Source organism: Tenacibaculum sp. SG-28, from assembly GCF_002954385.1.
Lineage (GTDB): Bacteria > Bacteroidota > Bacteroidia > Flavobacteriales > Flavobacteriaceae > Polaribacter.
This window is the reverse complement of record NZ_MQVY01000002.1, coordinates 667196-688394: the sequence shown is the minus strand read 5'-3', so window position 1 is coordinate 688394 and position 21199 is coordinate 667196. Positions and strand designations below refer to the sequence as shown.

The following is a 21199-nucleotide window of genomic DNA, read 5'->3' as shown; positions in this document are numbered from 1 at the left end:
GTATTTTAGTTGTATACACCATCGCTATAGTATTGATTTTTATGTATGCCATAGCGCAGTTAAATTTACTTGTTAATTATTTAGGCGCTAAAAAAAACCAGATAGAACGCCAGCGTTGGATATAAACCGTTCTGAAGAAATACCAATGGTTACCATACAATTGCCAGTGTATAATGAAATGTATGTGATGGAGCGGTTGTTGAATACTATTGTAAAATTAGAGTATCCTCGCGAAAAATTAGAAATTCAAGTGCTGGATGATTCCACCGATGCTTCTCTAATAACGACAAAAAAACATATTGAAAAACTGCAAAAAACTGGTATTGACATTCAACACCTAACCAGGGATAACCGAAATGGATTCAAAGCGGGAGCCTTAAAAGAAGGGCTTGCAAAGGCAAAGGGAGAATTTATCGCAGTTTTTGATGCCGACTTTTTACCAAAACCAAGTTGGCTGTTACAAACCGTCCCTTTTTTTAAAAATCCAGAAATTGGCGTAGTGCAAACGCGATGGGGACACCTAAATAGAAATTACTCCATCCTTACCAAAATTCAAGCATTTGCTCTGGATGCGCATTTTACCTTAGAACAGGTTGGTAGAAATAGTAAAGGACATTTTATAAACTTTAACGGCACTGCTGGTATATGGCGAAAAGCGTGTATTCTCGATGCAGGAAATTGGGAAGGAGATACCTTAACAGAAGACTTAGATTTAAGCTATAGAGCACAATTAAAAAACTGGAAATTTAAATATTTAGAGCATGTAGAAACACCAGCAGAGCTTCCTGTGGTCATCAGCGCTGCACGATCGCAACAATTTCGGTGGAATAAAGGTGGAGCAGAAAATTTTCAGAAGATGCTCAAAAGAATTTTGATCCATAAGCACATGGGTGTGAAATCAAAAATTCACGGAATTTTGCACTTGCTAAACAGCTCTATGTTCACCTGTGTTTTTATTGTTGCAGTACTGAGCGTTCCTGTGCTATACATAAAAAACGAACATGAAAATTTAAAGGGTTACTTTATCGCAATGGGATTTTTTGCAAGTAGTACCGTTATTTTTTTTATTTGCTATTGGCATATGTATAAAGCAACCTACGGAGAGAGCTGGAAGGATTTTTTGAAGTACACTGGTTCTTTTTTCTCTTTTTTCACTGTAGCCATGGGGTTTTCGCTACATAATACGATTGCTGTTTTAGAAGGGCACTCGGGTAAAAAAAGCGACTTTGTTCGAACGCCTAAGTTCAATATTAAAAATATAAGGGATTCCTGGAAGGATAATAAATACCTCCAAAAAAATATAGCTTCTCATGTTGTCCTTGAAGGCCTACTTGCTTTGTATTTTGCCTTTGGAATGTATAGTGCTTTTGTGGTTGGAAAAGATGGAGGCGACTTTGGACTGTTCCCCTTCCACCTTATGCTATGTATAGGCTTCAGTTTTGTTTTTTTGAGCTCTATTTTTTCTAAAAGCTAAATGCTTGTTTTTAAAAAACATACGGCACCGCTTCTTGTTTTTCTATTAGGATTACAATACGTATTCTTCGGCTATTTTGTCGATCGAACTTCGTTTCTAAATCTCTGTATCTCCTGGACAGGTCTTTTTATAACGTCTTATCTGTTGTATCGCCACAAAAGAGGTAACTTCTATTTTTTGGCAATAGCAGCCATAGTATTGCGAATACTTTTTATAGTTGCTATACCTAATTTATCCCAAGATTTTTACCGATTTATTTGGGATGGACGAATGCTTTTCGAAGGACTAAATCCTTATGTGTATTTACCGGAAACCTTTATTCAAAACCAGCAATTTCCGGTGGCGCAAGCCAAGGCACTCTACGAAGATGGGAACCTTAAACGGTAGTCATTACACCAATTACCCTCCGTTAAATCAGTTTTGTTTTTGGATTGCGACAGTACTTTCGGAACACAGTATTATGGGTGCCACAGTGGTGCTACGACTTATTATTATTACAGCGGAAATAGGAATACTTGTGATAGGTAGAAAACTTCTCTTACAACTAAAACTACCTGTAGCAAACCTATTTTATTATGCTTTAAATCCGTTCGTCATTATTGAACTAACTGGCAATTTACACTTTGAAGCTGTACTGTTGTTTTTTTTAGTGTACAGTTTGTATTTGTTACAAAAAAACAAGTGGATTACTGCTGCCATTTTTTTAGCATTTTCGGTAAGTGTAAAATTAATTCCTCTGCTTTTTTTACCCTTATTCGCCAAATACTTTATGGAGGGTGCTGTACATAAGACTAAAGCGCTTTCAAAATTACTTTGGTTTTACCTTGTCGTTTTTGGCACAGTGCTGTTAACCTTTGCTCCGTTCTTATCGAAAGCACTTATTGCAAATTATAGCGCATCGGTGGGTTTGTGGTTTAATAATTTTGAATTTAACGCTAGTTTCTATTATCTATTTAGGGCAATTGGATATACCTTTAGAGGCTATAATGAAATTGCAACCATAGGTAAAATTCTACCAATTCTTACCGTTGGATTTCTCAGCTATTTAAGTTTTAAAAGTAACCGTAGTTCTATGAGAGTACTGCTACAACACATGCTGTTTGCCCTCACATTTTACTATTTCTTTTCTACCACGGTTCATCCGTGGTATCTTGCTACTCTTGTACTGTTGTCGATATTTACCAGCTACAAATATCCTTTGGTATGGAGTTTTGTTATCGTACTAAGCTACCAAACCTATGCAAACACGCCATGGCAAGAAAATTTATGGTTTGTCGGTGCAGAGTATTGCATTCTATTTATATACATGTATTGGGAATTTAAAGGTCGTAAAAATAAGTTGCTTAAAAGCAAAGGATAGTTTTTGAAAGAATTTGCTACGATTTTCGTAATATTGTTATAAACTTTTTAATGTTTTATGAAAAAACTCACTATTAAAGATATCGCGAAAGCCTTAAATGTTTCTATATCAACAGTTTCAAAGGCCTTGAATGATAGTTATGAGATTAGTGAAACCACCAAAGAAAAAATCAAAAAGTACGCTAAAGCCCACAACTACCATCCTAACGTTACCGCTTTAAGCTTAAAGAGTAAAAAAACAAAAACTATTGGAATTATCATTCCAAATATGCTCAACTATTTTTTGCGCAAGTATTCAAAGGAATCGAAAAAGTTGCAAGCCAAAAAGGCTATAAAATAATTTCTTGTATTTCTAACGAGTCCTTCGACAAAGAAGTAGAAACTATTAACATGCTTTCCAATGGAAGTATCGATGGCTTTATCTTATCCTTGGCAGAAGAAACCTTGCTGAAAAAAAACTACACGCATATTGAAAATACTATAAATAATGGTATTCCAATTGTAATGTTTGATCGCATTGCACCGCATATCGATTGTGATAAAGTCATTACCAATGATTTTGAAGCTACAGTAAATACAGTAAAACACCTGCACAGAACTGGGCATAAAAACATTGCATTTGTCTCTACCATGAGCAAACTAAAAATTGGCGAACGAAGGTATTTAGGTTACTTAAAGGGTCTTGAAGACATTAATATGCCGGTAAATAAAAATCTAATTATTAATATTGAAGAGGAAGATTACAAGAAATACGAATCGATCCTTACGCCAATATTTAAACAACATGCAATTGACAGCGTTATTGCTACTGATGAATCTTCTGCGGTAGCGGCAATGAAAGTAGCCATTCGCAAGGGATATAGAATCCCTGAAGATTGCTCTATTATCTCTTTTTCTAATGGTATTCTAGCGCGGCATTCCGACCCAAAAATGACTACCGTCAGCCAACATGGTGAAATTATGGGAGCTACAGCCGCAGAGATGCTTATTAGTAGATTAGAGAAAAAGAATCTACAAAAAAACACAGAGACCAAAGTAATCCGAACAGATCTCGTTGTTAGGGAATCGTCTCGACCATTAGTAACTAAATAAACCGGAAATTTTAAAGGGTATAAAAAACAAAACCCACTCAAAATTTGAGTGGGAAAAATTGCTATGAAAAAGAAAAAGAAAGTGGTTTTTCAACCACGTTTCAAATATACAAATCTTTTTCAAAGTGCAAAATAAAAATCATTTTTTTTAACTATTCTTTAAGAGTATATTATTTTTAAGTAAATATTTCATACCAGACTCCGGACAAATAGCTTCATTGTTCGCGGAAAAATCTAGGCGATGTCCGTATTCACTAACCCATCCTATCTGTCTGGCAGGATTACCAACTACCAACGCATATGGCAATACGTCTTTGGTAACTACGGTACCTGCCCCAACCATCGCGTAGGTACCAATGGTGTTTCCGCATACAATAGTAGCATTAGCACCGATACTGGCTCCTTTTCTTACGATGGTTTCTTGAAACGCGTCTTTTCTTTGGATAGCGCTGCGAGGATTGATAACATTGGTAAAAACCATAGATGGTCCAAGGAACACATCATCTTCACAGTGTACTCCAGTATAGATGGAGACATTGTTCTGTACTTTTACGTTATTCCCCAAAGTAACCTGAGGAGATACCACCACATTCTGACCAATATTACAATTGTGTCCTATACTACAATTCGGCATCACATGGGTAAAATGCCAAATTTTAGTACCTGGTCCAATCTCGCATCCCGGATCAATAACGGCAGTCTCGTGCGAAAAATATGTATTTGTTTCACTCATAGTACACAAATGTAAAAAAAGTATTGGCAATAGTACGGCATTTCCTTGCTATTCTACCCGAAAGGTAATCGGTAAACTATAGCGAACTTTAACCGGTTTGTCGTTTTGCATACCTGGTGTAAATTTCGGTAGCTTATCTACCACTTTCGTGGCTTCTTTCTTTAGTTTTGCATGCGGCGCTCGAATCTGAAGATCTGTAATCTCACCGTTATTATCAATGACAAACTGGGTTAAAATTCTATAGGTACCAGAGCTCATACCAACTTCTTGTGCAATTGCTGCATCGAAATAATGACGTACATGTGCTTTTATTTTACGTTCTAAACACTCTCTGGCTTGTGCTTCTGTTAACCCCTCACAACCTGGAAATATTGGTGCTTTTTGTAAATGCATGAGCAACACCGGTTCAGGATCATCATCCGCGTCTATAATTTCTGGTTCCGGATGCTCCAAAAGACCCTCCACTTCTGTGCTAAGTGGAAGTGGTTCTTGCAGAAGATTTTCCTCCTTCGTACTATCGAATTGGTCTAACGGCACAACCTTCGGAAGCATTTTTTTTGGTACTTTTTGTTCTTGTACTACCTTTTTAGGTAACTTTTTTAATACCACAGGCGTGGGTATCGAATAAACTTCCTCGAGTACACTAGTATTGGAGTAAGCAATGGCTTTTTTAGGTACTGTTTCGTACTCTAAAACAAGATAAACTACCAATAAAACTAGAACCAAACCTAGTTGTGTAAATAGGGTAGAAAACTTTTCAAGCTGATTTTTTGGATATTTTTTTACTTTTTTCATAGTGCTTATAAATTATGTTAATCGATATAAACAGTACAAGAAATATGCCAATAAAAAAAGCAATCCGAAGTGGATTGCTTTTAACTATATATAAAATGAACTATTTATTCTACATTGAACGATATTGGTAGCGTATACCCAACTCGTACAGGACGTCCTCTTTGTTTACCAGGTTGCATTTTAGGTAACTTTTTAGCGATTCGTATCGCTTCTTTTTTCAATCTTGGGTGCGGTGCTCTCGCATTTATATCTTCAATTTCTCCGGTTTTACCAATTTTAAAAATTAAATATATTCTTTTCTTACCAGGAGCCAATCCTAATTCGTTTGCAAGTTCTGCGTCAAAATAACGCTTCACGTGTTGGTTCATTTTTTTATTCAAACAGGCCTTCTTTTCCTCCTTAGATCCTTTACATCCAGGAAAAACTGGAACGTCTTCAATAATCGAGAAAGGAACGTCTTCTATTACTTCTTCCTCTTCTTCTACCTCTTCAATCTCTTCTACCTCTACGGCTTCTGTTTCATCCGTTTCGGTAGATTCAATGATCGTTTCTTCAACTTCTTTTTCATCTTCAATAACTTCTATCTTTTCAGGAGCTGGTGGTGGTGGAGTTTTTGGTTTTGGTTTTGGTGGCTCTGGCTGTATTTCAATTGTCTCTTCTTCAATATCTGCAGACATATCTGCCATACCTAATTCTCCAATTATCTTATCATATGTTTTGTTCTCAATCGCTACATATGTTACAAACAAAGCTAAAACCAAACCTAACTGCACAAAAAGCTTGCTGTAATTTTCTAGATTTGATTTTGGATTTTTCTTAATTTCCATCCTATACGTTTTTAATAGTTCGCTAATTTAAATAATTTATTTCGACTTTTACAAAGTAATTTTTCAAATAGTCTTTTTTTTTGAAAAAAAGCTACCATTACTGCTAATGCTACTGCTATTCCTGAAGAATTTGCGAGAATATCATAAAACTCTCCTGACCTGTAATTCGTTGTTGTTGCTTGTAATACCTCAATAATTATGCCGTAGAGAAAGCAACAAATAAATACTAAAAAAAGGCGCTTTTTTTGACCCCAAAAACCTGAAACCATGCAAAAGCAAGGACAAAATAAGCAATTGCATGACCAATCTTGTCTACATTTGTAAAGGAAACTGAAGGTGGTTTAAGTCGAACGAGGCTTAAAACAGCAATACTAACAGTAATTAGTATTGCTATTACAGCCCAAATTTTTCTATCCTTGAATAAGTTCTTTATAAGCATCTGCTGATAATAAACTTTCCATTTGCGCAGTGTCTGAGATTTTAACCTTAATCATCCATCCTTTTCCATAAGGATCCGAATTTACTAATTCTGGCTCATCTTCTAAGGCTTCATTTAACTCTATTACCTCTCCAGCAATAGGCATGAATAAATCAGAAACCGTTTTTACTGCTTCAACAGAACCAAAAACCTCTTCAATATCTAAAGTGTCGTCTAGTGTGTCTACGTCTACATAAACGATGTCACCGAGTTCACCTTGTGCAAAATCTGTGATTCCTATTGTTGCAATCTCTCCTTCAATCGATACCCATTCATGGTCTTTGGTATATTTTAATTCTGATGGAATGTTCATTGTATTGTGTGTGTTTTTATTGTTATTAATGTTAATTTCCTAAATTGTAAACGATGTTAATTCCTGCATTAATTGCCTGACGAGGGAAGGTGGTAGATATTGCATAGTTAAAAGTTTGATGGTTGTAATAAAATGACGCTGTTAAGTTACTGCTCAAATTATAATCTGCTAAAAACTTTATTCCTAAAAGCGTTTCTCCTCCGGTTACTTGGTTGTTCTCTTCGTCGACACTGCGTATTAATGTTATGTTATCACGTAAAGAAATATCGGCTCTAAAATTGATATCCCCTTTCATGGTTTCTTTCTTTCCTGTAAATCTGGTTACAAATTTAACATCTCTTAGCTTATATCCAAAACCAAATACGTATTCTGTTCCATTTATATCGGTAATGGTATTGTTATTAAAATTTAACGTTAAACTTCGATCTCTGCGCACCTCTCCTTTAAAGGAAAGTGAATTTTTCATTCTAAAGTCTACTTTAATTAACGGTGAAAATTCGTCAATTAAAGTTGCAGACGAAATTAACAATTCCGGTTGAAAGTTTCCGGAGGTGTTTGCTTCTCCAAACTCATACTGTAAATTATTAGTATAATTTCCTATGGTATAGGAAGATCTATAGCCGTGTGAAAGGGTAAAGGAAGTAAAGTTTTTCTTAAACCACTTGTACTTCATAAAGCCATTGTATCGCAGGGTCCAATTTGGTATTGGAACATTTCTAAAAATACCAGTGTCTACCGAGTTAGGACTATTTCCTGAATATGCAGCGATAAATGCCGGAAGCATCACTTGCTGCCCATTTTCTTGAAACGCTGGGTCATTCGGGTTGGATGGACGAGGCAAACCTGTTTCATCGTATAAGCGATTGGCAATCGTACTTCTGTAAGCTCTAAAGTTTTGATACAAATTATCACTATTCGCAAACATAGTTCCTAACATAAAATGACTTATGCTATAGTTCCCTGTTTCAAAAGCTCGAATATTTTCGTTTTGTGCAAAACTTCCAAATCCATCGTTAATAATGTCTAACTGTTGAGAAATATTACTTGTTTTAATTCTGTTTCCGCGAAGGTCTATGGTTAAACTTTTCAAGGGTTTTACAGAAACCGTATAGTCTAATTTGGAGTTTTTGGTTTTTCCGTAGTTTTTGTTGTAATACGTATCGGTGGAATCGTTTGGATTTCTGGTAACCAACCAATTGTTAGCAATTGCATTGTTTAAAATATCGGTTTGACTTCCAAATACAAAACCAAGCGAAGGAGCCGTACTTCCATTGTAACTATTTCTTCCTAAGAACCCAACCGAAGGAATATATCCTTGTAGTAAAGTACCATTGTTTTGGCTGTAGTTTATTTTGGCTCTTTTAACAGAAGTCAATACATCGTACACCCCTTTGAGTGCCTTTTGTCCAAAACTTGCATTATTCTTTAATTTGACTTCCTTAGAAGCAGCAGTACTTTTTGCTTTTAACGACCCTTTTTGCACCGGCCCTTTTTTAGGTTGTTTTACAAAGAGATTTTCTAATTTAATAGCTTTGTAAATTTTTGAAAATCAATAGCAGTATTAAGGTTGTGGGTATTGGCATTCTGAATCATATTCCCAATTTTATCCTTTATATCGCCCACTACCTCACCAGCGTCGTTGTATATAGGACTCTGTGAAGTTCCCTGCCAATCAAAGTCTGCAGTATAACCATAATCTGCTGAAACAAATCCTAAAAACGGAAACTTATTCAAGGGAACTTTATAGGTAGCATTTAATTTTGATGGTAACTATTAGGACGTCCTACATCAAAAACTTGTCGTAAATATCTAGGTCTTCTTCCCTACCAAAGCTATCGTATATGTGACTATTGGTGGCGTTGAAATTAAGTTGTAACGACTTGGTTAAATCAAAACCAATGGTATAATCCCAATTAAAGGCAAAATTTCGCTGTTTAAGTTCTGGCTGCGGTGTTAACCCTTCAATCAGGTTTCTAGATTTTTGAGAACTATAATTTCGGTTGATTCTCGAGTTAACAGCGATAGTTTTGGGTACTGGATTTAAATTAAAATCTTTGATAAAGCGCAAATACTTGCTGTTAAAAGTATTTGATTTTTTAAAGGGCTCGACAACAAAAGGAGTAAAATTAAAATTATAATTTGCGCCTGCCATCAAGTTCTGATTGATAAACTTTTCAATATTGTAATCTTTGTGAAACTCTTCGTTATAAGAATAGGAAACAGAGAAATTCTCTACGTCGTAGAATTTCTGTTTTTTCTTACTCTCGGGGTTTCTGTTCTTTTTTACATTGATAAAACTAATACTTTTTCGCCTTGTATAATCTTGAGCATTGGCAATATTTTTCTTTGCCAACTCAGAACCATTTTCTTTTGCGTCTTCAATTTCAATATCTTGGAATTGCGGGTCGTATTTGGGATCTCTAAATTCCTCCCCATAGCTATAACTCATCGGAATTTGCATGTTCCACTTCGCTGGCATTAGCACTTTATTAAGCTCTATATTGGTTGCGATATTGTACTGCTTAATCTCCTCTAAACTTCGCTGTTGCACTCGATCCTCTACATTACCAAAACCAATGGTAGACATACGACCACCTAAAGAAATATTTGCGACATCAGCAAGGTTTGCATCTGCATTTACCACTGCTGCCCATCCTCCTTTGTTATCGAATCCAACTACGCGTAATTCGTTAAACCATACCTCAATTGATTTTGCAGAAGCCGACTCGTTCTTAACTCCTAACATCACGGTTCGTATTTGTGCCAGCGTCGGATTCCCTTTAACCGATATTTTTAAACCATTAGAACTAACTCCTGTATACACATCCGAGGCACTTCCGGTTCTTTCCAACTTTAAACCTGCCAATTCTTCTAAGAGAATTTCTAAATTGTTCTCCACAGGCCAAACTTTATCGGGCACTGGAGTTCCGTTGGTTGCGGAATAAATAAGTGGCTTTTCAATTTCGTAGTAATTGTCATTCAAATCGGTACCTAAACGAATTATAGCAGCGGTCTCTGAATTCTCGCCTTGCTTTGCTAACCCATCAGGATCCTCTGCGTGCAAATACATACGTAGGTTTTTATACCTTCGCATATCAATACTGATATTTTTGTAAATAGTTCTTGTAGAGTCTGCAGGAAGGTCGGTTACTTTTAGGGTAACAGACTGCTCGTTTTGTCGTTGAATTCTATTCGTTCCCTGTAGCTGCTCTCGCTGAATACCTGGAGGTAAAGCATATTTATCATTATTCTGTTCGATGTTCACCACACCGATTTCAAAATTATTTAATTGTTGGCTGTCTAAACCCTGGGTATACCTTCTCCAATCACTTCGTACAAGTTCTAACTCACCAAATCGTAAAACTACCGGAATTTTAAACTGCGTCACAAACATTCTGATAAAGCGTATGCTGTTAAAATCGGTAATACCGTTAATTCTTTGGTCGTCTTCAACATTTCGTATTGGGATACGAAATTGGTACCACTTGGTAGTTTGATTTTGGCCGTTTGCTAAAACAATCGTACTCTCCTTTTCATCTACGATATAGTTTTGTCCTAAACGTAAATCGCTTCTATCCATAGATATTTCGTATTCAAAATAACTACTCACCGGATTCATGGTTTGGTCTTTATTGATATCCTCTGTATCTGGGTAAGTGGTTGCGGAAGTAGGGTACGATTCTGTAGACTGATTTGCGGTAGGTGAATTTCCTTGGGTATTGTTATAGTCTTTGTATCGCGACAAAATAGAAGCATTATTAGCATCTAATTCACTACCTCTAAAAAATTGAAAATTATCCCCAGAAGGATCGGATAACTGTCGGTATTCTAATGGAAAAGGATTTAGCCTTCCGTTTATTGGATCTTCGGAAGTACTCGGTTTTTTCTCATCGGAATCGGATAGACCATCCAAACCAACATCTTGGTTAGTTCGCGCGAGATCCTCTGCAGCAAAAGCATATAAAATTGAAGGATTTATAGGCGTATATCCCCAAACTGATTCTCGTACATTATTACCTTCGATCTTTTCTCCATCTTCCGGCAGTCCATTTTCATATTGCTTGCTTCCATCACGTAAAATATCTTCGGAAATATTTCAAGATTTATAAAAAGTTTACCAGTGTAATTAGTAGGGTCGTTAGGATTTAAATTGGAAGGAAATCCTTCTTCTTCTGTAATCGAATAATTCTCGTAGGGATCCATTAGCCAAAATTGAATGTACTCTACGTTGGCCTGCTCGAAATTATTTGTAGTTAACGAACGCATGATTCCTCCCCAGTTCTCCTCTGGCTTTAACAAAGATACTTTGTCATTACTTGCATCAATGTCTGCCTCATCGGGATTGGTATTGTAATTGTAAGGGCCTCGCTCTGCCGGATAAAAAGCCAAATCTAGGGTTCGCACCAAATTTTGCTGGGTAATATCTAAATCGATATCAAATAACTCTTCATATCTAATTTGTCGTACCTGATCTCTCGATAATTCATTTTCATTGATATTGGATGGTCGGTTCGTAGTACCATAAAAAAGTTGGTCAATATTGTACCATGCTAATTTGGCACGACGGTTATTGTAATCTAATTGGTTTACTTGCTTACCGTCGGTTTCAAAACCTTGCGATTCTGGGGTACTGGCCAAAAACCATTGTTGAGGCGCATTAAGATTTATTGGTATTTGTGAAGCTTCAAAATCATCTACATAAGAAGTTGCCGTTCCGTTAACATCAATACCACTTGGTGATCCTGGTAGAAGATATGCCATATCCGCTCTTACCGAAACATTAGAAACCACATCGGTCTCTACAAAGGGGAGTTTATTTGCTAATTTCGTTAGATAGGGCACCTCAGAAGAGTAGTCTAAATTCAAACCTAGCATCACATTATTAATCGGTTCTCCTCCAAAATTTACTTTTGGCGTAATTGGTTTTTCACTAACGTTTAAAAAAGTTCCTCCTAGCGTAAAATCTTCCGAAAAGCGATGTTCTACGTCTACTCCTATAAAAGTTTTACGTTGTTGGTTAAAAAAAGTATTGTTTTCTACCGTAGCATTAATTGGAACTCCAGAAGCCTCTAAGCCAGGGTCGAGAATTTGTACTCTTCCCAATTGATAATCTACCACGTAATCTATTCCCTCTACGAGCTGTCTTCCTCCTGCGGTAACATTTACAGAACCTCTCGGAATATTAAATGCTCCTAGTGATATTCCTCTGCTAGATTCCGATTTGTAATACCCTTTTAGAAAGAATTTATCTTTGTTCTGGTATTCGTTTTTAGCTTGGATTTTAGTGGTTAAATACAACTCTTCAAACAAATATTTATCTTTATCGTTGCCAACTAGCTTATTGTCTAGATAAGAATTTGTTCCGAAGGGCTCAGGATCTGGGAAAATAACATATCCTTTTTGGGCATTAACAGTAGCCCCCTCAATAAAGTCGAAAAAACCATCTCCCCCAGGCACCTGATATTGGCTTTGGTCTAAACGATCTATATGAAATACCTGCATTAATGGCGTATTTCCGATATCAGAACTTACAGCGTTTTGTAGGGTGTTTTGTAGCGTTCCTGTTTCATCATCACGATACAATAATTCGAAACGAAAACCCTCCTGCTGCAGCGTATACGCGCTGATGGCATATACGTTTTTCATCATTAATTGCCAGGTTGGAAAAGGCTTGGAATTGTCATTGGATCTTGTTGTAGAGAGGATTTCACTTCGTAAAAGTTTTACTACTAAATTATCTGGTGCGATAATACCATCGTTTGAAAACTCTCCTACTTTAAAAACAGAGGTGCTACTTGGTGCGCCATTTTCGGTTGCCCCTACCACTGTATATTCATAGGCAACGGCTAATACCTCCCCATCGTTTAAACGTCTATTTAAGGAAATATATCCCAATTGGGAATTTAAAGTGTATTCATTGGGTTGTAATTTCCTGGCATTCTGTAAATAAGAATAATCCGAACCTTGTACTGTTCCAGTAATTCCTGCATCGGCAAAAGCATTGGTAAGTGTTGCAACATCTCGAATAGGACCATTTTCTACCAAAAGATCTTTTACTTTATTAACCTCATTGTATGGTAAATTGGATGCACCAACGCGAACCGGGCTTATCGAAGGATCTACCACAGTATTGTTTACTAAGTTATCGGAAGTTGCCGAGGAGTTCGATTCTCCGATATCTGCCACGGCTACGATACTTCTAAAATCATTCACATTTTGGGTTTGGTTGGTGATCCAAACCTCCACCCTAGTTATGTTGATAGGACTGTTAATTAATGGATATTGATTTAATGCTTTTTTATAATTCTCCCGGAAATATTGCGATAGGAAAAAGTGTCGGTCGTTATCATAATCAGAGGCTCTAAACTCAAACTCTTCAATTGTAGCACCTCCTTCAGAAACTACTGTTTTAGACTGTGAGTTTTGCTGTGAAAAAGCAGCTGTTATTTTGGTTTTTCCGAATTGTAAGTCTGTCTTTATTCCAAAAAGTGCTTGTGCACCATTAATCAGAGAGTTTTTTATGGGCATACTAATATTACCGGCATCAATTCCTTGAATTATGTCATCCTCAGTAGGCGTATACTCTAACTTGATCAGATTTTGAAAATCGAAGGTAGATTGGGTATCATAATTTGCAGTTACTTGTAATCGAGTTCCAACTTTTGCCTGTAAACTTGCGCTTATTTGTTGGTCAAAATCGAAGGTAAAACTACTCTGATTGTCAATTGAAATTTGCGGATTTTCGTTGTTCTGATATATCCCTCCTAATTTAATATTGACTTGTCCTCTTGGAATTACTTCTACACTATTCCCTCCAAAAACAGACTCAAAAAACTTAGAATTCACATAGTATTTTGGCAATAAATTCTTTCTTGCTTCTTTACTTCCTTTCTTTCTTGTATCCGTAGCATCTAGCTTTTCTTTAAAATAGGATTTAATATCCTGATTAAGTCGGAATTTTTCATATTCCTCCATGGTCATGAATATCGGGTTTCCTATGGTGTAGTCTCCTATTTTTTCTAATAGTACAAACTTCTTTAAAACCTCATCATAGTAAACTGTGTATTCGGAAGGATTGTTAAGAAATAAAGATCCTTGTTGGTTGTACTTAAAATTATATTTTAAAGGAATTACGGTATCCTTCTTTACTATTTGACTAGCACTGGCAACGTTTTGTGAAAACGAAACAACACTTACCAGTAAAGTAAGTGTTGTAACTAATTTATTAACAAATGTATTTTTCAACGTTATTATAAGTTTTTTAATGCCAGTTTTATCAGTTTCTCTATACTTACGTCTGGTGTTTCTTTTAGGATATTAAGCACTACTTTTTCTGCCTGTTTTCGTGAAAAGCCCAATACCTCTAAAGCAGATAACGCTTCTTCCTTGTTTGTATTGTTTTGAACAACAGAAACTTCATCTACACCAAAAATCTTAACTATTTTATCTTTTAGATCCACGATGATGCGTTGTGCTGTTTTAGCTCCAATACCTTTTACAGATTGAATGAGTTTCACATCTTCGGATGCAATTGCATGCTGAATTTCCTGGGCCGTCATCGAAGACAGCATGGTTCGTGCAGTACTTGGTCCTACCCCGGAGACAGAAACCAATAATAAAAAAACCTCCCTTTCCATTTTACTGGAAAAACCAAATAGTGTATGTGCGTCTTCACGAATAGAAAGATGGGTATACAAGGTCACGCTCTCCTCCTCTGGTAAAGCGGAAAAGGTATGCAAAGAAATGTGCAATAAATATCCTACTCCATTACAATCTACAACGGCATACGTTGGATTTTTTTCTACAAGTCTGCCTCTTATTTGTGTAATCATTAAAGTTTGGTTTTCTGCGCTGTCTAAAGTATAAAAAAACTTTTAAACAAATTTAAATCTCTACCTCCGATTGCTTTTTAATTCTAGCCCTGTTTTGTGCATCCACAACAGCAACAGCGGCCATATTAACCATCTCATCTACACTTGCCCCTAATTGAATAATATGTACTGGTTTACTCATCCCCATTAAAATAGGACCTACAGATTCAACACCATCGAGTTGCTTCATGAGTTTATAGGTGATATTGGCTGCCTCTAAATTCGGAAAAATTAACACATTTACTTTCTTCCCATTTAATTTTGAAAATGGAAACTCTTTTGCTAAAAGTGCAGGATTAAAAGCAAAATCAGCTTGTAACTCTCCATCCACTACTACTTTTGGGAAATTTCTGTGTATATAAGAAACTGCTTCGCGAATTTTAACGGAACTCTCCGAATTGGCAGAGCCAAAATTTGAAAATCCTAACATCGCGATATTAGGTTTCACACCAAACATTTTAGCAAGACCAGAGGTTAATTGTGTAATTTTAGCCAGGTCTTTTGCTGTCGGATTGATGTTAATAGTGGTATCTGCTAAGAATATAGGACCTTGTTTGGTAAGCATTAAGTTTGTTGCCGCAACGCGAGAAACTCCTTTATCTTTTTCGATGAGTTCGAGCATTGGTTTTACCACCGATGCGTAAGGCCTTGCATAACCAGTAATAAGTGCATCTGCTTCTCCGGTATTCACCATCATAGCTGCAAAATAATTTCGTTCTCGCATTAATTTTTTCGCCTCAAATAAGGTAATTCCTTTCCGTTGGCGTGACCTCCAAAAAATTTCAGCATATCGGGTTCTAGTCTCTTTCTCCTCATCTTGTTTTGGATCAATAATTGGAACTTCTCCCACAAAACCAAGCTCTTTCTTCAATTCTAAGATGACCTCCTTTCTTCCGAGCAAAATTGGTACTCCCATCTTTTCTTCATAAATACGCTGCGCCGCCTTGAGAACATCCAGATGATCTGCCTCTGCAAAAACTATATTTTTAGGGTCTTTCTTTGCTCTGTTGTGTAATAATCGTATTTCCTTACTTCCAGAACCAGAGCGATCCATTAATTCATCGCGGTATTTATCCCAATCGTTAATTGGTTCTTTTGCAACGCCCGAGTCCATTGCCGCTTTAGCGATTGCCGGAGGAATTTCATAAATAAGCCTTGGGTCGAAAGGTTTTGGTATAATATAGTCTTTTCCAAACGATAAACTTACCTCATCATAAACTATATTTACTTGCTCTGGAACTGACTTCTTGGCTAAATCTGCCAAAGCGTATACTGCTGCCATTTTCATTTCCTCATTTATCTTCGTTGCCCTAACATCTAATGCACCTCTAAAGATAAATGGAAACCCTAAAACGTTGTTTACTTGGTTTGGATTGTCAGATCTTCCTGTAGCCATGATAATATCATCGCGAGTAGCCACCGCTAAATCATACGTAATTTCTGGCTCAGGATTTGCCATTGCAAAAACAATAGGATTTTTTGCCATAGATAATAGCATCTCCGGACTTACTACATTTCCTTTCGAAAGTCCTATAAAAACATCGCTATTTAGCATAGCTTCGTCTAGGCTATGTAAATCTTTATCGGTTGCAAATTCGGCTTTTTGTGGCGTTAAATTTTCTCTATCTTTTCTAATTACTCCTTTGCTATCGCACATAATTACGTTCTCTCTCCTCACTCCAAGTGCAAGATACAAGCGTGTACATGAAATTGCAGCTGCACCCGCTCCATTAACTACGATCTGAACCTTTTCGATATCTTTTCCATTAATTTCCAGGGCATTAATTAAAGCAGCTGCGGAAATAATAGCGGTTCCGTGCTGGTCATCATGCATTACCGGAATATCTAATTCTTCCTTTAATCTCCTCTCTATCTCAAAAGCCTCTGGTGCTTTGATATCCTCTAAGTTAATTCCTCCAAAAGTTGGAGCAATCGCCTTCACTGTATCGATAAATTTATCTACATCAGTGGTGTCTACCTCGATATCAAAAACATCGATATCTGCAAAAATCTTAAATAATAAGCCTTTTCCTTCCATCACTGGTTTGGATGCCTCCGGACCAATATCTCCTAATCCTAGTACTGCAGTTCCATTGGAAATAACAGCTACCAAATTCCCTTTAGAGGTATATTTATATACGTTGTCTCTGTCTTTTGCTATTTCCAAACAAGGCTCTGCCACACCAGGAGAATATGCCAACGACAAATCGTGCTGCGTAGCATATTTTTTAGTGGGTACAACAGATATCTTACCAGGTTTGGGCTTGGCATGATATAGCAAAGCCTCTCGTCGCTTTCTTGATTCACTCATTTGAAATTGTTGTTTGTTTTAGCTTACAAATATACATTTTGTAATGACGTAAAGTAAAAATGATGCTTTTACATTTCTTTTTTTGCAAAAAGTGATGTTTCTTTGTAATCCGGTAAATTTGGTTCTTTTTACAGCAGACTTTTTAAAAACTTTACGAAAGGTCTCTTGGGTTAATTCCTCCCAGTCTGGCTTAGCATCTGTAACAATTCATGATTAGGACTAAACAATGGTTCTGCATGCGGCTTCGAAAATCGATTCCAAGGACAAACGTCCTGACAAATATCACAACCGAACATCCAATCGGCAGTTTTATCGGTAAAACTCGTTGGTATTGCATCTCGCAGTTCTATGGTTAAATAAGAAATACATTTACTGCCGTCTACGGTATTGTTAGGAAGAATAGCATCCGTAGGACAAGCATCAATGCACTTGGTGCAACTACCACAATGGTCTGTGGTAAAAGGATGGTCGTAGTCTAATTCTAAATCGAGTATTAGTTCTGCCAAAAAAAAGAACGACCCTTGCTGTTTCTGGATTAATAGCGAATGTTTCCCGTTCCAACCTAAACCTGCTCTGGTTGCCCAAGCTCGTTCCAAAACGGGTGCAGAATCTACAAAACACCTTCCTGAAACCTCTCCAATTTCATCGTTTATGGATTGTAATAATTCTCGAAGTTTATCCTTGATAACATGATGGTAATCTTGACCATAGGCATATTTGGAAATTTTATAGCTATCTGCAACTTGGTGTTCCTTCGGAAAATAATTATACGAAAGCGATATAACTGATTTAGCACCATCTACGAGTAATGTAGGATCTAGTCTTTTGTCAAAGTGATTTTCCATATACTGCATTTCTCCTTGAAAACCATTCTGTAGCCATTGTTCTAGCTAGGTGCTTCCTCCTCTAAAAATTCTGCTTTGGCAATACCACAACCTAAAAACCCGAGTCTTTTCGCTTGGTTTTTAATAAATTGAGAATATTGCTGTTTTGTTTTCATCCGACGTTTTTCTTCAAAATACAAAATTACCAAAACTTTTATTTTTACAGCATCCTTTGTCTTTACATTCCCAACAAATTCAAAAATATCCCAGTAAAAGTTCTCCAAAAAAGACTGGATTGTGGCCTAAAAAAATACTGCGACGACCCAAAGAGATTTTATAAGCTACCTAAAGTTTTAAAAATACTAGTATTTTTAACTTGTTAAATTACCACAAAATTAAAAACACCGATACAATACACAATTGAATTCGAGTGAAATTTGATTGCTTTAAAAACAAGGCTAAAAAGTGTAGCCCTTCATTTTTAAGTTTTCTTTTGGAGAAGCTTAACATTTTTGTGTTCCAATAGTAATACAAATAGCTTTTATGTTTGTAGGTAACTAATCCAAACTACGATGATGAAAAAATTAATACTTGTAATTTTATGCCTAGGTTATTGTAACGCCTTTGGTCAAATAAAAGGAAAAGTAACCGACAAAAATGGCACACCGCTCCACTTTGTAAGTGTGCTGTTAGAAAACAGTGTCACGGGCACCACTACCAACACCAACGGAAATTATATTTTAAAAGTAACGAAAAGAGGTAATTACAACGTGGTATTCCAATTTTTAGGGTATAAAACCATTCAAAAATCTGTTTCTTATGCAGGGGAACCACTGCTACTAGATGTTTCCTTGGAGGAAGAACAAATTTCATTAGAGGAAGTTTCTATTTCTTCCAAAGAAAACCCTGCCAATCAAATTATACGGAATGCAATTGCAAATAAAGACAAGAATACCGATAAATTAGCGGCATATAAAGCCAACTTTTACTCTAGAGGACTATTTAAAATCAAAAATGCTCCCAAAAAGTTTCTCGGACAAGAACTAGGAGATTTTGGCGGCGGCTTAGATTCCACTAGAAGTGGCATTGTATATCTTTCAGAAACCATCTCTACAATTCAATATCAAAAAAACCAAAGCGTTTTAAAGAACACATTCTAGCCTCTAAAGTTTCCGGACGCGACAACGGGATAAGTTTTAACCAGGCAGATGAAGTTAATTTCAATTTGTATGAGAATACATTCGCCATTGCAAATACTTCGATGATTTCTCCTATTGCTGATGGTGCTTTTGGGTATTATAAATATGCCTTGGAAGGAACATTTTACCTCGAAAGTGGAATATTGGTGAACAAGATAAAACTTCTTCCAAAGCGAAAAAATGATCGGGTCTTTACTGGCTACATCTATGTGGTGGAAGATGCTTGGGCAATATACGGAACCGATCTAGAAGTTGGGGGTGCGCAAGTTGGTATCCCGGCAGTAAAAAAACTTCACATAAAACAAAATTACAATTACGTAGTAAGTTCTGAAGCTTGGGCTATAGTAACGCAAACCATTGACTTTGAAGCTGGAATGTTAGGATTTAATTTCAATGGCCGTTTTTCAGCAGCCTATTCTAACTATAATTTTCAGCCCAACTTTACTGAAAATTCTTTTGATAATGAGCTGCTATCTTTTGCAAAAAACGCTACTAAAAAAGATACGACCTATTGGAACGCTATTCGTCCCGTTTCCCTAACTACAGAGGAGGTTTCAGACTATCGTTTAAAAGATAGTATTCAAACCGTTAGAAAGTCTAAAAAATATTTAGACTCTATAGACCAAAAGAGAAATAAATTTAGAATTATAGACTTAATTTCAGGATATGATTATGATAATTCTTATGAAAAGTGGTCTTTTGGTGTCCGTTCACCAGTTTTAAAAATCAATTTTAATACCGTACAGGGTTGGAACTCTACCATGGGAGTTAACTTTACCAAAAGATTAAACGAAACAGGCAAACGATTCTCTACTGGAATTAATGTAAATTATGGAATATCGGATAAAAGAGCAAGACCAGAAGCATACCTGAATTATAAATGGAATAATATAAGCTATCCTTATTTACGTATTTCAGGAGGAGTGGCGACTTCGCAATTCAATGCTAACAATCCAATTTCTCCTTTTTGGAATACAATTAGCTCTGTTCTTTTTGAGAGAAATTATATGAAAATTTACGAAAAAGCGTATGCAAAGGCAAGTTATTCGCAAGAGGTAACCAATGGTATTCGCTTGTTTTCTTCGTTTGAATTTGCAGATCGCAAACCTCTTTTTAACACTACCGATTACGTGATGTTTCCGCAAGAAGATGTGCAATACACCTCTAACAATCCTCAGGAGCCAGGTAATTTTACAAGTGCTTTTACGCCCCACCAAATATTTTCATTGAACATAGGAGCTTATATCCGATTCGGACAAAAATATTTATCCTATCCAAACCAAAAAATTACTGTTGGAAATAAAAAATACCCAACAATGCAAATTGGATATAGGAAGAATTTTGGCTCTGGAGAGCACGCTTGGGATTCGGATTTTGTGTATGCTCGTGCCTATCAAAACATCGCTTTAGGCTCTGCAGGTAATTTTAAATACAACCTAGGAGGAGGAATTTTCTTAGAGGAAAAAGACATTCCATTTATAGACTATGCCCATTTTAATGGAAATAGACTACTTATCGCAACCGATAACAATTATACACGAGGATTCTTAGCACTTCCATATTATGCACTATCAACCAATGACAAATATGGAGAAATACATGCTGAACAAAATTTTAAAGGGGCTTTATGGAGTAAAATTCCTTTGTTGAATAAATTAAACTTTCACCTAGTAACAGGAGCAAAAGGACTATTTACCGGAGGGAATAAACCCTATTCGGAATTTTCTGTTGGTTTAGACAATGTAGGATTTGGAAAATGGAGAGTACTGCGGATTGATTTTGTACAATCTAGCCTTAATGGCAAAAAAGAGAATCGCATTGTATTTGGCTTAAAACTATAAGAACACAAACCGTGAGATTTTCACAAACATACCATTTGTTTATACTCTAAAATATAAACGAGTTACTATGGAACAGAATAAGA

At 36.3% G+C, this 21199-nt stretch carries 16 protein-coding genes and 3 pseudogenes; 7 read left to right on the top strand and 12 right to left on the bottom strand.

Going from position 1 to position 21199, the window contains the following annotated elements:
* Positions 1-41 precede the first annotated feature (41 nt).
* From BSU00_RS08035 to BSU00_RS08025, 5 genes and pseudogenes are all read left to right on the top strand, one after another.
* Positions 42-1474 (top strand): annotated as a pseudogene (locus BSU00_RS08035) (cellulose synthase family protein).
* Positions 1475-1861 (top strand): hypothetical protein, encoded by a 387-nt coding sequence (locus BSU00_RS14025; protein ID WP_369820299.1) that lies wholly within the window; start codon positions 1475-1477, stop codon positions 1859-1861.
* On the top strand, positions 1842-2834 hold the full coding sequence (locus BSU00_RS08030) for a mannosyltransferase (RefSeq protein ID WP_369820298.1): 993 nt from the start codon (positions 1842-1844) through the stop codon (positions 2832-2834). The genes BSU00_RS14025 and BSU00_RS08030 overlap by 20 nt, the downstream gene beginning before the upstream one ends.
* 57 nt (positions 2835-2891) lie before the next feature.
* Complete coding sequence (locus tag BSU00_RS14020) at positions 2892-3173, top strand: LacI family DNA-binding transcriptional regulator (RefSeq protein ID WP_369820297.1); 282 nt, start codon at positions 2892-2894, stop codon at positions 3171-3173.
* Positions 3137-3925 carry a LacI family DNA-binding transcriptional regulator gene (locus BSU00_RS08025; protein ID WP_369820306.1) on the top strand — a complete coding sequence of 263 codons (789 nt, stop codon included), beginning with the start codon at positions 3137-3139 and terminating at the stop codon, positions 3923-3925. Before BSU00_RS14020 ends, BSU00_RS08025 begins: the two co-directional genes overlap by 37 nt.
* Positions 3926-4072: 147 nt before the next feature.
* Here the strand turns inward: BSU00_RS08025 and BSU00_RS08020 are convergent, their stop codons facing one another.
* The 12 genes and pseudogenes from BSU00_RS08020 to queG form a co-directional block, all read right to left on the bottom strand.
* A complete protein-coding gene (locus BSU00_RS08020) occupies positions 4073-4657 on the bottom strand; it encodes an acyltransferase (protein ID WP_105003879.1) in 585 nt (194 codons plus the stop codon).
* Between the two features lie 48 nt (positions 4658-4705).
* The gene (locus BSU00_RS08015; protein WP_105003878.1) at positions 4706-5452 is read right to left on the bottom strand and encodes an energy transducer TonB; all 747 of its coding nucleotides are present in this window, start codon (positions 5450-5452) and stop codon (positions 4706-4708) included.
* 104 nt (positions 5453-5556) lie between these two features.
* Positions 5557-6279: an energy transducer TonB gene (locus tag BSU00_RS08010; RefSeq protein WP_105003877.1), complete on the bottom strand. Its 723-nt coding sequence runs from the start codon at positions 6277-6279 to the stop codon at positions 5557-5559.
* 11 nt (positions 6280-6290) lie between these two features.
* A pseudogene (locus tag BSU00_RS14015) lies at positions 6291-6557 on the bottom strand (VanZ family protein); the annotation flags it as partial.
* Positions 6558-6689: 132 nt separating this feature from the next.
* Positions 6690-7070, bottom strand: coding sequence for a glycine cleavage system protein GcvH (gcvH, locus tag BSU00_RS08000; RefSeq protein WP_105003875.1), 381 nt, complete (start codon positions 7068-7070; stop codon positions 6690-6692).
* 31 nt (positions 7071-7101) lie between these two features.
* Positions 7102-8598, bottom strand: a complete 1497-nt coding sequence (sprA, locus tag BSU00_RS13380; RefSeq protein WP_304466015.1) for a cell surface protein SprA — start codon at positions 8596-8598, stop codon at positions 7102-7104.
* Positions 8589-8804, bottom strand: a complete 216-nt coding sequence (locus tag BSU00_RS13375; RefSeq protein ID WP_233188658.1) for a hypothetical protein — start codon at positions 8802-8804, stop codon at positions 8589-8591. The genes sprA (BSU00_RS13380) and BSU00_RS13375 overlap by 10 nt, the downstream gene beginning before the upstream one ends.
* A gap of 49 nt (positions 8805-8853) precedes the next feature.
* Positions 8854-11115 carry a cell surface protein SprA gene (gene sprA / locus BSU00_RS13715; RefSeq protein WP_255402319.1) on the bottom strand — a complete coding sequence of 754 codons (2262 nt, stop codon included), beginning with the start codon at positions 11113-11115 and terminating at the stop codon, positions 8854-8856.
* A complete protein-coding gene (sprA, locus tag BSU00_RS13710) occupies positions 11046-14315 on the bottom strand; it encodes a cell surface protein SprA (protein WP_255402316.1) in 3270 nt (1089 codons plus the stop codon). Before sprA (BSU00_RS13710) ends, sprA (BSU00_RS13715) begins: the two co-directional genes overlap by 70 nt.
* A gap of 5 nt (positions 14316-14320) precedes the next feature.
* The gene (ruvA, locus tag BSU00_RS07990) at positions 14321-14902 is read right to left on the bottom strand and encodes a Holliday junction branch migration protein RuvA (RefSeq protein WP_105003874.1); all 582 of its coding nucleotides are present in this window, start codon (positions 14900-14902) and stop codon (positions 14321-14323) included.
* Between the two features lie 52 nt (positions 14903-14954).
* Positions 14955-17252 carry an NADP-dependent malic enzyme gene (locus BSU00_RS07985; RefSeq protein ID WP_105003873.1) on the bottom strand — a complete coding sequence of 766 codons (2298 nt, stop codon included), beginning with the start codon at positions 17250-17252 and terminating at the stop codon, positions 14955-14957.
* Between the two features lie 18 nt (positions 17253-17270).
* Positions 17271-18252 (bottom strand): annotated as a pseudogene (queG, locus tag BSU00_RS07980) (tRNA epoxyqueuosine(34) reductase QueG).
* Between the two features lie 396 nt (positions 18253-18648).
* Between queG and BSU00_RS13370 the strand changes: the two are divergent.
* Together BSU00_RS13370 and BSU00_RS07975 are read left to right on the top strand one after the other, a co-directional pair.
* Positions 18649-19236: a DUF5686 family protein gene (locus BSU00_RS13370; protein WP_233188657.1), complete on the top strand. Its 588-nt coding sequence runs from the start codon at positions 18649-18651 to the stop codon at positions 19234-19236.
* Positions 19167-21116, top strand: coding sequence for a DUF5686 family protein (locus BSU00_RS07975; RefSeq protein ID WP_369820305.1), 1950 nt, complete (start codon positions 19167-19169; stop codon positions 21114-21116). Before BSU00_RS13370 ends, BSU00_RS07975 begins: the two co-directional genes overlap by 70 nt.
* Positions 21117-21199: the final 83 nt, after the last annotated feature.